This is a genomic window from Ochrobactrum sp. AP1BH01-1, assembly GCF_018066705.1.
Taxonomy (GTDB): Bacteria; Pseudomonadota; Alphaproteobacteria; order Rhizobiales; family Rhizobiaceae; genus Brucella.
In genome coordinates this window covers 664,935-677,951 of sequence record NZ_JAGPOU010000003.1, presented here as the reverse complement: position 1 = coordinate 677,951, position 13,017 = coordinate 664,935, and the positions used below count along the sequence as shown (strand labels likewise).

The window sequence follows — 13,017 nt, the reverse complement described above, 5'->3', positions numbered from 1 at the left end:
GCCCAGGAACAAGAAACGGTTTTCGAATAGAGGTGCGTCAGAACAACAGGACAAAGCGCCCATCTGATTTTCGATCAGATGGGCTCGCATTATCCTGTTATTGCCTCATACAGCCTTAAGAATCCACGCCTGAGCATCCGGATGGAGATATGCGGGATGAATAGATTCTGACATCAGGTGCAGGTATAGAGACGTGCCAGTAGCACTGATGTAATACTCGCCATCAACCCCACCTGTAGGCGTGAAAGTGAACATTAGCGGATCTGTTTCGTCCGGAGCTTTAGAAATAACATCCTTAAGACCCTCCGGGTTCTTCCAAGTGCTGGCGTATAGATATACCTCATGCCCCGATATATATGCATGAATCTTACTCTCAAGATAAGGTTCTACCTCGTCTATATCCAGATTCCAAACATCGACCGACGAGGATTTTCCGTAAACAGGAGCGTATAACCCGTCACCAGCATAGGATGATGTCAAATAAAGCCCAAGGCTCGAATTAAATAAGCTATAAGATGCCATTAATTTCTCCCTTAAATGTATAATATCCCTAATTTGAACAACTTAAAAAGTATACCTGACACATATTCCAGGTAACATTGTATATTCAATGCGAAGGGCGGTGGGGGCGATAAGGAGAGCGCAAACGGTAAATAGTTTCGCTTTTCCGAGAGCATTTGCGCTCGTCGAAATGCGGCTTCTGCAAGCGCTCTAGTCCCCGTGCCACGCTATAGCAGATGCAAGCCATCCGCTCTTGGAACGAGGCATCTACTTCGCCGTCTCAATCAGAATCGGTCCACCACAGGGTCAATCCAGACTTTTTCGGGCTCCGGCTCTGCTTTCCTAGAGGAGATCGCCCAACAGTGGAGAAAACTTCGCTGGCGTAAATTCAATGACATCATAAGTCGCCAGTTGATGCCGCCAGAAAGGATCAAGCTCAATTATCGCTTCCAGTTCGCTTCTGCTGACCTTGCCGTTTGCTAAGATCACGCCGCCGTCCCGTGGGTTTTTCGGCCCGGAAGCCAGAAAAACGCCATCCGCATATTGCCGGTCCAGAAACTCCCGATGCGCTTCGAGATGCCTCCCGATTTCTTCAAGAGGCTTGATGTAGGTCAGGTTGACAACAAACATGAGGAGCGGTCCTCAACGATGCGGCAGGGCTTCGAGGAACTCAACCGGCTCGCCCTTGTGGGCGTTCACGATTTCCGCCTCCCACATCACCTTGATACCGCGCACGAAAGTGCCAATCGGCCATCCGGTGACGGTCTTGCCGTGATAGGGCGTCCAGCCAGCTTTCGAACCGGCCTGCTCATGGGTGATCGTTTCGCGGCGCTTCATGTCCACGATGGTTAGGTCGGCATCGTAGCCGACAGCGATGCGTCCCTTGCGGGCCATGCCGAAAATGCGATTCGGGCCGTGGCTGGAAAGATCGACGAAGCGCTCCAGTGTCAGTCTGCCAGCATTGATGTGGTCGAGCATGATCGGCACCAGCGTCTGCACGCCCGTCATGCCCGAAGGGGAAGCCGGATAAGGCTTCTGCTTTTCTTCCAGCGTGTGCGGCGCATGGTCGGAACCGAGCACATCGACAATCCCCTGATCGATCCCTTTCCACACGCCATCGCGGTGGCGTTTGTCGCGGACAGGCGGGTTCATCTGGATGAGATTGCCGAGCGTCTTGTAGTCATCTGCCGACAAGGTGAGATGATGCGGCGTTGCTTCGCACGTCGCGACATCCTTGTGATCCTTCAGAAAGTCGATTTCTTCGGCAGTGGAGATATGCAGCACGTGAATGCGGGCGCCGGTATCGCGCGCGATGCGCACAAGGCGTTCCGTGCACTGAAGTGCTGCGATTTCATCGCGCCAGACCGGGTGGCTCGACGGATCGCCTTCAATACGCAGGCCCTTGCGCTCCTCCAGCCGGAACTCGTCTTCGGAATGGAACGCCGCGCGGCGACGGGTGTTCTTCAGGATTGAACGAACGCCGTCATCGTCCTCGACCAGCAGATCACCGGTTGATGATCCCATGAACACCTTGATGCCGGCAGCGCCCGGCAGGCGCTCCAGTTCGGCAACGTCCTTCGCATTGTCGCGCGTACCGCCGACCCAGAAGGCAAAATCGCAGTGCATGCGATGACGACCGCGACGAATCTTGTCTTCCAACGTCTCGGCGGAAGTGGTGAGCGGCTTGGTGTTCGGCATCTCGAAAACGGAAGTCACCCCGCCCAGAACGGCGGCAAGAGAACCGGTTTCGAGATCTTCCTTATGCTCAAGGCCGGGCTCGCGGAAATGCACCTGGCTGTCGACCACGCCGGGCAGGATATGCAGGCCGGTGCAGTCGATCACCTCGCCCGCCGTGTGGGTAGCAAGAGAGCCTATGGCAGCGATGCGCCCATTGCGAATACCGATGTCGCGCTGGCCTATACCGTCGTGGTTGACGATGGTTGCGCCCTTCAAAATCGTATCGAATGTTTCGGCCATGGTTGTCTCCTGCCAGATTGATGGGACTTGCGAGCCTGTCCATTGGGGCTTACGTAACGAGGGCGCGAAAGGCAAGGACGAAGCGATGACGACGGCAGCTGAAACGGTAAATCTTTCCAACAGGGCATTGGTTCATATCACGGGCGAGGAAGCAGAAAAATTTCTGCAGGCGGTGATTACCACCGATCTCGACAAGCTTGGACCGGACGACCTGAAACCCGGAGCATTGCTCGCTCCGCAAGGGAAAATCCTGTTCGACTTTCTCGTTTCACGCATCGATGGCGGCTTGCGCTTCGATCTCCCGGCAAGCATCGCCGCCGATTTTTGCAAGCGCATCACCCTCTACCGGCTGCGTGCGAAAGCCGAGATAACCCAGCAGCCAGAATCACTTGTCAGTGTTTCCTGGCAAAGTGATCCATCGTCTTCACAGAATGATTCAATCAAGCGCGACAGCCGCTTTCCAGCTGAGCTGAACGTCTATCGAATTTACGGTCGGGCCGGAGGCGTCCCCGACGAGAGCGCATGGACGAAGCTGCGTGCGGAATATGGCATAGCCGAAGGCGAAACGGATTTCGCCTACAATGACGTCTTCCCGCATGACGTCAACTTCGACCAGACCGGCGGTGTGTCCTTCCCGAAAGGTTGCTTCATCGGACAGGAAGTCGTGTCGCGCATGCAGCATCGCGGCACGGCCAGACGGCGCGTTCTGGTGGCGCGTTCCGAAGCCCCTCTTCCGCCAATGGGCACGCCGATTACTGTGGACGGGCGCGAGATCGGCACGATGGGAAGTTCGGCTGAAATGGTCGGCATAGCACTTGTGCGCATTGATCGCGTCAAGGATGCAATGGATGCCAACAGTGCCATTCTCGCCGGCGAGACGCCAATAACGCTTACCTTGCCGCCGCATGTGCGGTTCGGATTTCCGGAAGCCGAAGCGGGTAATGCCTGATGGCAAGCGCCGACCGATCCTCCGGCAAGATGCGTGCCTGGCAGCGCATGTTGTCGGGACGCCGTCTCGACCTGCTCGACCCCTCGCCGCTCGATATTGAAATCGAGGATATTGCCCATGGCCTTGCCCGTGTTGCGCGGTGGAACGGCCAGACTGTCGGCGAACACGCATTTTCGGTTGCGCAGCATTCGCTGCTGGTGGACCAGATATTCACCCGAATGGTGCCTGACGCCAGCATCGAGTGGCAACTCCTTTCGCTTCTGCACGACGCGCCGGAATATGTGATCGGCGACATGATCTCGCCCTTCAAGGCGGTGATGGGCGGCAATTACAAGATGATCGAAACGCGACTGGAAAACGCCATTCACCTGCGCTTCTCACTGCCGGTAACCGTTCCCGCCCAACTCAAGACGCTCATCAAGCGTGCCGATCAGGTGGCCGCATTCTTCGAGGCCACACGACTTGCTGGCTTTACCGAGGCTGAGGCCGTCAAATATTTCGGACGTCCGCGTGGCTTCGATCCGGCGGGGCTGGACATTGCACCGCGCCCCACGCAAGACGTGCAGACGGATTTCCTCGCACGGTTTGCAGCGTTGGAAGAGGCACGGCAGAACCGATGAGCCAGATCGTCGTGACGCCCTTGTCGCAACTGGCGGCGCAACTCGCATTGCATCGGCCAAGCCATGTCGTCACACTTGGAAGCGAGGCCCCGGCGCCCCTGCCTGATGGCTGCGGCGCGACCCGCCTGTCGCTGACATTCAATGATATTGTTGAACCGCGTGAGGGGTTGATTGCCCCCGATGAAAGCCACGTGCAGCAACTTCTGGACTTCGCTAAGGGCTGGCCCATGGCTGCGCCTTTGCTCATCCACTGTTATGCTGGCATTTCCCGTTCCACGGCTGCGGCTTATATCATCGCTTCGGCCTTGAACCCGACGCTTGATGAGAGCGAGCTTGCCCGCATTGTTCGCAGCCTGTCGCCATCGGCAACGCCGAATATCCGGCTGGTGGCGCTCGCGGATGAGATTTTAAATAGACAGGGCCGGATGGTCGCAGCCATACGCGCAATCGGGCGTGGAGCGGATGCCTTCGAAGGCGAAGTTTTCAGCTTGCCTGCGAGAGATTGATCGCCCGCGCGAGGGCGTTCAGGAACCCACCGCGCGCATCAGGTGGTGTGACGGCACGCGGTTCCCAGACGTGCCGCATCAGAAAATATCCGGTCATCGTGAAAGCATGGTCGATGTCGTCATACGACGCGGCGCGAACGGCAGTGTTGTTGACAAAGCCCGGAAGCAGCAGAAGCTTGTCAGCCCAGGGTGCGCCTGCATCGCGGCAGACTGCCCGGCCCGATTTGGGCGAAACATAGATCAGGTCTTCCTTGACCCCGGTCGCCGCGCATTCCTTCAGATCGAGACCGAAGCCCAGTTCTTCGAGCATCATCACTTCAAAACGCAACAGCAGTTCGCCGGAAGCAAGCGGATCGTCAAAATGCTCGATAATGAGCCGCAATGTCTCATAGAGACCGCGGTGTGGGTCACGTTCCGGCAACAGGCGCAGGTGGGAAGCCGCGAGCTGGATACCGTAAAGCGCTACCGGCGTTTCGATGAGACGGGCCGCAGCAAATTCCAGCGGTTCGATGGTAAAGCTGCCCATATGCTCATCCAGCCGCGCCCACCATGTCACATCCACATGATTGCCCGGCTGCAGCAGAGGCTGCATGCGGCGGGAACGCCCGCCGCGCACCATACCCATATGGCGGCCATGCTCACGGGTCATCACTTCCACGATGGCGCTTGTCTCGCCATGGCGTCGTGTCCCGAGAATTATGCCTTCATCGCGCCATTCCATGGTTGCCAGTGTTATAATTTAGGTTGGGAAATCAAGGCCCATCTCGCGATAACGTTCGGGATCGTTGCCCCAGTTCTCGCGCACCTTCACGAAAAGGAAGAGATGCACCGTCTGCTCCAGTATTTCGGAGATTTCCTTGCGCGCCGCCTGCCCGATCGCCTTGATCGTATCGCCCTTGTGACCGAGCACGATCTTCTTCTGGCTTTCACGCTCGACATAGATGACCTGCTCGATGCGAACGGAACCGTCCTTGCGTTCTTCCCAACGCTCCGTTTCCACGGTCGACGCATAAGGCAGTTCTTCATGGAGGCGCAGATAGAGCTTTTCGCGCGTGATTTCAGCTGCAAGCTGGCGCATGGGCATGTCGGAAATCTGGTCTTCCGGATAGTACCACGGGCCATTCGGCACATTGTCGGCCAGATATTTCGCCAGATCCTTGCAACCCGAGCCGTTCAAGGCCGAGACCATAAAAGTCTGGTCGAAAGCGACAAGCTCATTGGCCTTGCGGGCAAGATCCAGCAAAACCGGCGGGTCGATACGGTCGACCTTGTTGAGCACCAGCACCTTCTTCTGGCGCACATCCTTCATGCTCGAAAGCAATGCTTCGGCATTTTCGTTCAAACCGCCTTGCGAGTCGAGAAGCACGAGAATGATGTCGGCATCCTTCGCTCCGCCCCAGGCCGTCGTGACCATGGCGCGGTCGAGCCTGCGCTTCGGGCGGAAAATACCGGGCGTGTCCACGAGAACGATCTGCGCGGGCCCTTCGATAAATATGCCGCGCACCAGCGCGCGCGTCGTCTGCACCTTGTGCGTAACGATCGAAACCTTCGTTCCCACGAGCTGATTGACCAGTGTGGATTTCCCCGCATTCGGCGCCCCTATCAACGCCACGAAGCCGGAACGGGTCTGTCCTGCTTCGTTTTCGCCGTCAGCCGGCGTCGTCCGATTGTTCATTGTTTATCCTTCCAGACGATATTTCCTTGCAGAACGCCGCCATCCTCCTGCACACAACGGCGTTCCGTATACGACAACGCTGCCCACGAAAGCGGCATTATCCGTATCAGACCAATTATAACCGATCACGATTTAAAAAATGCCAATTCTTGCATCAGGCCGAATTGTCACGCTTCCAGACGCCCTCGCGATAGAGCATTGTTTCCGCCGCATTCTGCTCGGCTATCCGTTTCGAGCGCCCTTCGCCCGTTTCCGCAGCAAAGCCCTTGACCGTGACCTCCACCATAAACAGCGGGTCGTGGTCCGGACCAGTGCGGCTGATGATGGAATAAGAGGGGTGGACATTGCCCTGCTGGTGCGCCCATTCCTGCAGTTCCGTCTTGGCATCCCGGCGGGCGGCCCCGGTTTGCAGGGATCGCTTCTTCCAGTAACGCTTGACGAAGGGACGCACGGCGTCCAGTCCGCCATCCAGATAGATCGTGGCGATCAACGCCTCCACGACGTCTGCGCGCACGTTCAAAAGACGCTTGTCATTCAATGATTTAATGTCGGAACCGGTATGGATGAGATCGGCAAGGCCGATCTCGTCGGCAATCGCCGCGCAGGTTTCCGCGTTCACCAGCGCATTGAGACGAACCGACAGTTCGCCTTCGGAGGCTTCCGGAAACTCGTCGAATAGCATTTCCGCGACCGTCAGTCCCAGAACGCGGTCGCCGAGAAATTCGAGACGTTCATAATTCGCCCGCGAGGGCGCTTGCACACTTGAGTGGGTGAGCGCACGATCCAGCCGCTTCAAGTTGAGAAAACGGTGTCCGGTGCGCTCTTCCAGAATTGCTGCTGCCTGATTTGCCGAAGCCATTTCAATTTCCGGTTACGGCTGTATGCGGTGTGCCTGCGACTGAACTGAACAGTCGGCCAAAGCGTACTTCAGTCGGCCATTTCCAGATTTCAAGCGGGCTCGCCTTGTCGGCAATGGAGAAGAAGATGATGTTCGCCCGCCCGACCAGATTTTCAAACGGCACATAGCCAACGCTGAAGCGGCTATCCAGCGAGTTGTCGCGGTTGTCGCCCATCATGAAGTAATGGCCGGCCGGAACCTCGAAGACACGCGTATCGTCACCGATGGAATTCGGCGCGAGATCGAGCGTGTCGTAGGTTACGCCTTCCGGCAAGGTTTCCCGGTAGACATCGACCGGACGGTTCTGTTCGGTCACGTCGGGATTGTCGATCGTGCCGATCCGCTCGCGCTTTACCGCCTGATCGTTGATGTAGAGCACGCCGCCACGCATCTGCACCCGGTCGCCGGGCAGGCCGATCACGCGCTTGATATAATCGACGGACGGGTCGCTTGGCAGCTTGAACACCACCACGTCACCGCGCTTGGGCTCTGCGCTCCAGATACGGCCCGAAAATAGGTCCAGTCCAAACGGCAGCGAATAGCGCGAATAGCCATAGGCATATTTCGACACGAACAGATAATCGCCTTCCAGAAGCGTCGGACGCATGGAGCCGGACGGTATGCTGAAAGGCTGGAAAAGAAGGGTGCGGATGACCAGTGCCAGCAGCAGCGCCTGCACGATAACGCTGATGGTTTCGCCAAGGCCGCCGGTTTTTTTTGTCTCACTCTTGCTGGACACGCTCATTGTATCTCCGCTTCCGATAACGCGATCTAATAACGACTATGAATGCATGACGCAATCAGGCCGCCGGCAGAAGGCCGGTTTATCGCACGATAATGAGCAGGAGTTACCTGCCACAATCACAATTTTTACGTCTCAGGCAAAGCTTCGATGATAACGAACGCCTGCGCGAGAGGAAAATCATCGGTAATTGTCAGATGTATGGCGGCGCGGGTTCCGGCGGGCAAGAGTTTCTGCAACTGTTTCGCCGCACCGCCCGTCAGATGCATCGTGGGCTTTCCGGAAGGAGCGTTGACCACGCCCATATCCCGCCAGAACACGCCCTGGGCTATGCCGGTTCCGAGCGCCTTCGCACAGGCTTCCTTCGCCGCGAAACGCTTCGCATAAGACGCGGCGCGCTGCTTGCGTCCGTCCGATTTCTTCTGCTCGATCTCGGTGAAGACCCGGTTGCGGAAACGGTCGCCATGCCGTTCAAGCGTGCTTTCAACACGACGAATGTCGATGAGGTCGCTGCCAATACCAACGATCATACTTGCTGAGACTCCTGTGCGCGGTGCAGGCGGTGCTTTTCTGCAAGGCGCTCGATACGGCGACGGCGGAAAGCCGAAACCGCAAACCGGGTGACGAAATACACCACCACGGCGAATGCGGCGCCCAGAATGGTGGAACCGAACAGCATCGGCTTCAGGAGCGGGGTCCAGATTTCATCGAAGTGCATGGTTTCCAATGCCCGCCCCAGATGGACCGGCGGCGCGTCATCGATGCTTCCGTTCATGATGAAACGGCCAAGCTCGAACGTGCTTCCCCAGATAAACGGCAGCGTCAGCGGGTTGGCGAGCGTCGTGCCAAGCGCTGCGGCCGCGATATTTCCGGCAAGGACATAAGCCAACACGATTGCAATGATGAGGTGGAAGCCGAAGAAAGGCGTAAAGGCAGAGAACACGCCAACGGCCAGTCCGGCTGCGACCGCATGGGGCGAGGCGGTGATACGCAGAATCCGCTTGCCACCGTACCGGAGGGAACGGGAGAAGGAGCGGCGCGGCCAGACCAGAAGCCTTAGACGCTCTTTTCTGGTCGGTGGGATACGGCGTTGAAACAGCATGTGGCCCTATTAATGCGCTACCATCGCAGAGACAATTGTTATTATTCCGCCGCGACGCTATCGCTGCGTTCAAACGGAACAGTGTCCAGCCGCGGCAAATAAAACCGCGGCGAAACACCGAGCATCCTGCGGAACATCGTCGTGAAAGCGGAAACGCTGTCATAACCCAGATCCAGCGCCACGCTCGTTACCGCCTCCCCTTCCGTGAGGCGCGGAACCGCAGCGAACAGGCATGCCTGCTGGCGCCAGACTGAAAGGCTTACGCCGGTTTCCCGCTGGAAATGCCGGGTGAACGAGCGTCGGCTCATCGCCATCCTGTCCGCCCAGTCGTCGATCGTGGCACGCGAAGAAGGCTTTTTCACGAATTCGCGACACAGTTTCTGCAGGCGTGGATCGGATGGAAAAGGCAGCCCCAGAGAGCGTTGCGGCAATGTGTGAAGGTCCCGCAATATAAGCTCGATCACCAGCGCATCGCGACTGTCAGGTTCCGGCGTGCTGTCTTGCGCCGTTGCATCGGTTATGAGGCACCGCATGAGATCGGTAAGCCCGACCACATGAAGATAATCCGGTACACCAGACACGGCATCGACGCAGATATAGATCGACCGCATGAAGACTTCGCCGAGAATTTCAACCGAATGCTCCACGCCCGCCGGTATCCACATGGCGTGATCGCTCGGAATCATCCAACGTCCGGCATCGGTCGTTACCAGCACCACCCCTTGGGATGCGCACAGAAGCTGCGCCCGGCTGTGACGGTGGCGCGGCACGAAATAGCCGTCGGGATAGCGCGTCGGCAAAGCAATCACCGGCCCGCTCATGTCTTCCAGCATTGCGATGCGCTGCTCGTGGAACTTCTGCAGTTCCTCGCTTCCCGGCAGCAGCAGACCCGGCGGCGACTTCGGTTTCATTGCAATCCTGGCTTCTATTTGGCCCACTCTCAAAACTATTGGACCAAATCACGAAAGCGGGCGAGTGGCAATAGTCCTATTAATAGCGTGCTGAGAATGGGTCGCGACATTCGCTGGCGGAAAGAATTTGACGTTTGAGCAGGGCGCGTGCCTGTTCAGACATCAAATTCGTAAATTTTCGCCGGTTTCTCATCAAAACCCCGCAATTTCCTTGAAGTCACGTTTCCTGTCGTCAGATAGTATCGGCAGGAAATACACCAGAAGACTGGCTTTCATCTTCGGAGTAGCAGTATGAGCATGAGTGCTGCACAGCAGCCATCAAACAGCGGCGCGGACAATACTGTCCTCGCCATTATTCTGGCCACCAGCATGGGCCATTTCCTGAACGACATGATGCAGTCGCTCCTTCCGGCCATCTATCCGATGCTGAAGGATAACTACAGCCTGTCATTCTGGCAGATCGGCCTTCTGACATTCACCTTCCAGATGACGGCATCGATCCTGCAGCCGCTCGTGGGTATCTATACCGACCGCAAGCCGATGCCTTATTCCCTCCCCTTCGGCATGGGTTGCACGCTTGTCGGCCTCGTCTTTCTGGCGACCGCGCACCACTATTCGGTCCTGCTTCTGGGGGCGGCCTTTGTCGGCTTCGGCTCGTCGGTCTTCCATCCGGAAGCGGCGCGCGTGGCGCGGCTTGCCTCCGGCGGACGGCACGGTTTCGCGCAGTCGCTGTTTCAGGTGGGCGGTAATTTCGGTTCGTCGATCGGCCCTCTTCTGGCAGCGTTCATCGTCCTGCCGTTCGGCCAGATCAGCGTGTCGTGGTTCTCTGTCGCCGCGCTCATCGGCATGATGCTGCTCTGGTATGTCAGCAACTGGTACAATCGCTACCGGATTGCCAATGCCAGCAAGGCGAAGCCGGACAAGACCCTTCCGCTGCCGCGCAACAAGGTTCTTGTCTCGGTCGGCGTTCTGGCGATGCTGGTCTTCACCAAGTATATCTACATGGCCAGCCTGACGAGCTATTACACCTTCTACACCATCAGCCACTTCGGCGTGACTGTGCAGACATCGCAACTGCTTTTGTTCCTGTTCCTCGGCGCAGTTGCCGCGGGGACGATCATCGGCGGCCCCATCGGTGACAAGATCGGCGCGCGCAAGGTGATCTGGGCCTCGATCCTTGGCGTCCTGCCGTTCACGCTGGCCCTGCCCTATGCCAACCTCGAAATGACGGCTATCCTGACGGTCATCATCGGCCTGATCCTCGCCTCGGCCTTCCCGGCCATCGTGGTATTCGCGCAGGAGCTGCTGCCGGGACGTGTCGGCATGGTGTCGGGCTTGTTCTTCGGCTTCGCATTCGGCATGGCCGGTATTGCCGCCGCCGTCCTTGGCGTTGTGGCTGACCACAAGGGGATCGAGTATGTTTACAACATCTGCTCGTATCTGCCTCTGCTTGGGCTGCTGACGATTTTCCTGCCCAAGCTGGAAAAGAACCGCAAAGCCTAATCGATATGAAAAATGCACAGCCCGAAAGCCATTCAAGCTTTCGGGCTGTGCTCAAAATAGTGGAGCACCGCACGTCCCCCAACGGCGGTGCTCCCATGCCACTGACCTTTTGACGGCCCGGTGCAGCAGCATTCCCTCGATAGAGCACTTTCGCTCTACCTCTTTGTTCCAACGCAAGTTCACACGGCGAAACTGAAGCCGTGCATCGTCTCCCTGCGAAATTCATCAAAAGCGGCGGCCACGAGACGTATCAGCGGCTTGCCGTCACTTGTCGCACTGATGACCCCGCCACGGACCTCCACCAGTCCATCAGCCACCAGAGGACGCAACAGCGCCAGCTCATCGGAAAATTCCACGCCCGGCGCTGTCATGTTCAGATCAACCCGGAAATTGCACATCAACGCTGTGATGATGCCGGCGCGGATACGGTCGCTCTCGCGCATCGCATAGCCGCGGACCGTTGCAAGTTCGCCCGCTTGAACGCGCTTGGCATATTGCGTCACGTCCGAAATATTCTGGGCATAGCCGCCCGGAAATTGCGAAATCGATGACGGGCCGAGGCCGATCAAGGTCTGGCAGCGATCATCCGTATAGCCCTGAAAATTGCGATGCAGCGTACCGTTGCGCGCGGCAACGGCCAAACTGTCATCTGGCAGCGCATAGTGATCGATCCCCACCGGTTCGTAACCGAAACCGATGAAGCTATCGGCAACGACGCGGGCCTGCGCGAAGCGTTCATCGGCATCCGGCAAGAGGCTCGCATCGATGAGGCGCTGATTGGCGCGGCGCTGCGGAAGATGCGCATAGCCGTAACAGGCAACGCGATCAGGTTTGAGGGCCGCAACCTTTTCGCAGGTCTCGCGCAATGTCTCCACCGTCTGCAACGGCAGGCCATAGATAAGATCGAAGTTGAGGCGATCGATGCCGACTTCGCGCAGAAGGCTCGCGGCCTTGGCAACCGTCTCTATCGGCTGAATGCGGCCGATGGCTTTCTGAACCTCGGCGTCGATATCCTGCACGCCGAGGCTGGCGCGGTTGACGCCCATGAGCGCAAGCATACGGGCGAGCTGTGGCGTGACGGTGCGCGGATCAAGTTCGATGGCATGTTCCATCTCGGGCGAAAAGTCGAACGCAACACGCAGGGCCGCCAGAATGCTGGTAAACTGACGCGGGTCCAAAATGGAAGGCGTTCCCCCGCCCCAATGAAGATGGACCACGTTTGGCCGCGCAGTCAGGCTCTGGCTGACGGTCTCGATTTCGCTGAGCAGAGCAGTACAGAAATTCTCGACCACGTCGTTGCGGACTGCCATTTTTGCATGGCAACCGCAGTAATGGCAGAGCTGCCGGCAATAAGGCACATGGATGTAAAGGGAGACGCTTTCTTCCGGCCCGATCTGGCGCAGCCAGCGATGCGTCGTTTCCACACCGACCGGTATGAAATCCGCAGCCGTTGGAAAGGACGTATATCTGGGGACAGCCAATGCCGCATAGCGTCTTATCGCTTCTTCATGCATAGCGCATCCACCTTGAGTGTTGGGCGCTCCGGCGAGGCCCGGCCAGAGATACGCGCACCCGAACCGGGGCGACATTCTGCGGGACAAGATGGCATGATGCGGCACGGAAGCCCGCATGC

The 13,017-nt window shown here is 57.8% G+C and carries 15 protein-coding genes; 4 read left to right on the top strand and 11 right to left on the bottom strand.

Annotated elements, in window-relative coordinates; translation table 11 throughout:
• Positions 1-105: 105 nt before the first annotated feature.
• The 3 genes from J9800_RS13885 to J9800_RS13875 all read right to left on the bottom strand — a co-directional run bounded on the left by J9800_RS13885 (position 106) and on the right by J9800_RS13875 (position 2,478).
• Positions 106-522: a hypothetical protein gene (locus tag J9800_RS13885; protein ID WP_114215767.1), complete on the bottom strand. Its 417-nt coding sequence runs from the start codon at positions 520-522 to the stop codon at positions 106-108.
• Positions 523-843: 321 nt separating this feature from the next.
• Positions 844-1,131, bottom strand: coding sequence for a YciI family protein (locus tag J9800_RS13880; RefSeq protein ID WP_114215768.1), 288 nt, complete (start codon positions 1,129-1,131; stop codon positions 844-846).
• Positions 1,132-1,143: 12 nt separating this feature from the next.
• The gene (locus J9800_RS13875; RefSeq protein ID WP_114215769.1) at positions 1,144-2,478 is read right to left on the bottom strand and encodes a dihydroorotase; all 1,335 of its coding nucleotides are present in this window, start codon (positions 2,476-2,478) and stop codon (positions 1,144-1,146) included.
• Positions 2,479-2,563: 85 nt separating this feature from the next.
• Here J9800_RS13875 and ygfZ point away from each other — a divergent pair, with 85 nt between their 5' ends.
• From ygfZ to J9800_RS13860, 3 genes are read left to right on the top strand one after another with little or no spacing between them, the layout of a single operon-like run.
• Complete coding sequence (gene ygfZ / locus J9800_RS13870; RefSeq protein WP_286167514.1) at positions 2,564-3,427, top strand: CAF17-like 4Fe-4S cluster assembly/insertion protein YgfZ; 864 nt, start codon at positions 2,564-2,566, stop codon at positions 3,425-3,427.
• Positions 3,427-4,047, top strand: a complete 621-nt coding sequence (locus tag J9800_RS13865; RefSeq protein ID WP_114215771.1) for a YfbR-like 5'-deoxynucleotidase — start codon at positions 3,427-3,429, stop codon at positions 4,045-4,047. The genes ygfZ and J9800_RS13865 overlap by 1 nt, the downstream gene beginning before the upstream one ends.
• A complete protein-coding gene (locus J9800_RS13860; protein WP_114215772.1) occupies positions 4,044-4,553 on the top strand; it encodes a tyrosine phosphatase family protein in 510 nt (169 codons plus the stop codon). The genes J9800_RS13865 and J9800_RS13860 overlap by 4 nt, the downstream gene beginning before the upstream one ends.
• On the opposite strand, the gene recO is transcribed toward J9800_RS13860, so the two are convergent.
• The 7 genes from recO to J9800_RS13825 form a co-directional block, all read right to left on the bottom strand.
• Positions 4,531-5,274, bottom strand: coding sequence for a DNA repair protein RecO (gene recO, locus J9800_RS13855; RefSeq protein ID WP_114215773.1), 744 nt, complete (start codon positions 5,272-5,274; stop codon positions 4,531-4,533). The two genes, J9800_RS13860 and recO, sit on opposite strands and share 23 nt — an antisense overlap.
• A gap of 18 nt (positions 5,275-5,292) precedes the next feature.
• The gene (gene era, locus J9800_RS13850) at positions 5,293-6,228 is read right to left on the bottom strand and encodes a GTPase Era (RefSeq protein ID WP_112592125.1); all 936 of its coding nucleotides are present in this window, start codon (positions 6,226-6,228) and stop codon (positions 5,293-5,295) included.
• A 154-nt stretch (positions 6,229-6,382) separates the two neighbouring features.
• Positions 6,383-7,087 (bottom strand): ribonuclease III, encoded by a 705-nt coding sequence (gene rnc / locus J9800_RS13845; protein ID WP_114215774.1) that lies wholly within the window; start codon positions 7,085-7,087, stop codon positions 6,383-6,385.
• Between the two features lies 1 nt (position 7,088).
• Positions 7,089-7,871, bottom strand: a complete 783-nt coding sequence (gene lepB / locus J9800_RS13840; protein WP_112592128.1) for a signal peptidase I — start codon at positions 7,869-7,871, stop codon at positions 7,089-7,091.
• A gap of 125 nt (positions 7,872-7,996) precedes the next feature.
• The gene (gene acpS, locus J9800_RS13835) at positions 7,997-8,398 is read right to left on the bottom strand and encodes a holo-ACP synthase (protein ID WP_112592130.1); all 402 of its coding nucleotides are present in this window, start codon (positions 8,396-8,398) and stop codon (positions 7,997-7,999) included.
• Complete coding sequence (gene bspA / locus J9800_RS13830; protein ID WP_112592131.1) at positions 8,395-8,970, bottom strand: type IV secretion system effector BspA; 576 nt, start codon at positions 8,968-8,970, stop codon at positions 8,395-8,397. The genes acpS and bspA overlap by 4 nt, the downstream gene beginning before the upstream one ends.
• A gap of 41 nt (positions 8,971-9,011) precedes the next feature.
• On the bottom strand, positions 9,012-9,851 hold the full coding sequence (locus J9800_RS13825) for an AraC family transcriptional regulator (protein ID WP_205315924.1): 840 nt from the start codon (positions 9,849-9,851) through the stop codon (positions 9,012-9,014).
• A gap of 321 nt (positions 9,852-10,172) precedes the next feature.
• Here J9800_RS13825 and J9800_RS13820 point away from each other — a divergent pair, with 321 nt between their 5' ends.
• Entirely contained in the window at positions 10,173-11,384 is a 1,212-nt protein-coding gene (locus tag J9800_RS13820; protein WP_112592134.1) for an MFS transporter, read from the top strand.
• A 179-nt stretch (positions 11,385-11,563) separates the two neighbouring features.
• On the opposite strand, the gene hemN is transcribed toward J9800_RS13820, so the two are convergent.
• Positions 11,564-12,898: an oxygen-independent coproporphyrinogen III oxidase gene (gene hemN, locus J9800_RS13815; protein WP_112592136.1), complete on the bottom strand. Its 1,335-nt coding sequence runs from the start codon at positions 12,896-12,898 to the stop codon at positions 11,564-11,566.
• Between the last annotated feature and the right edge of the window lie 119 nt (positions 12,899-13,017).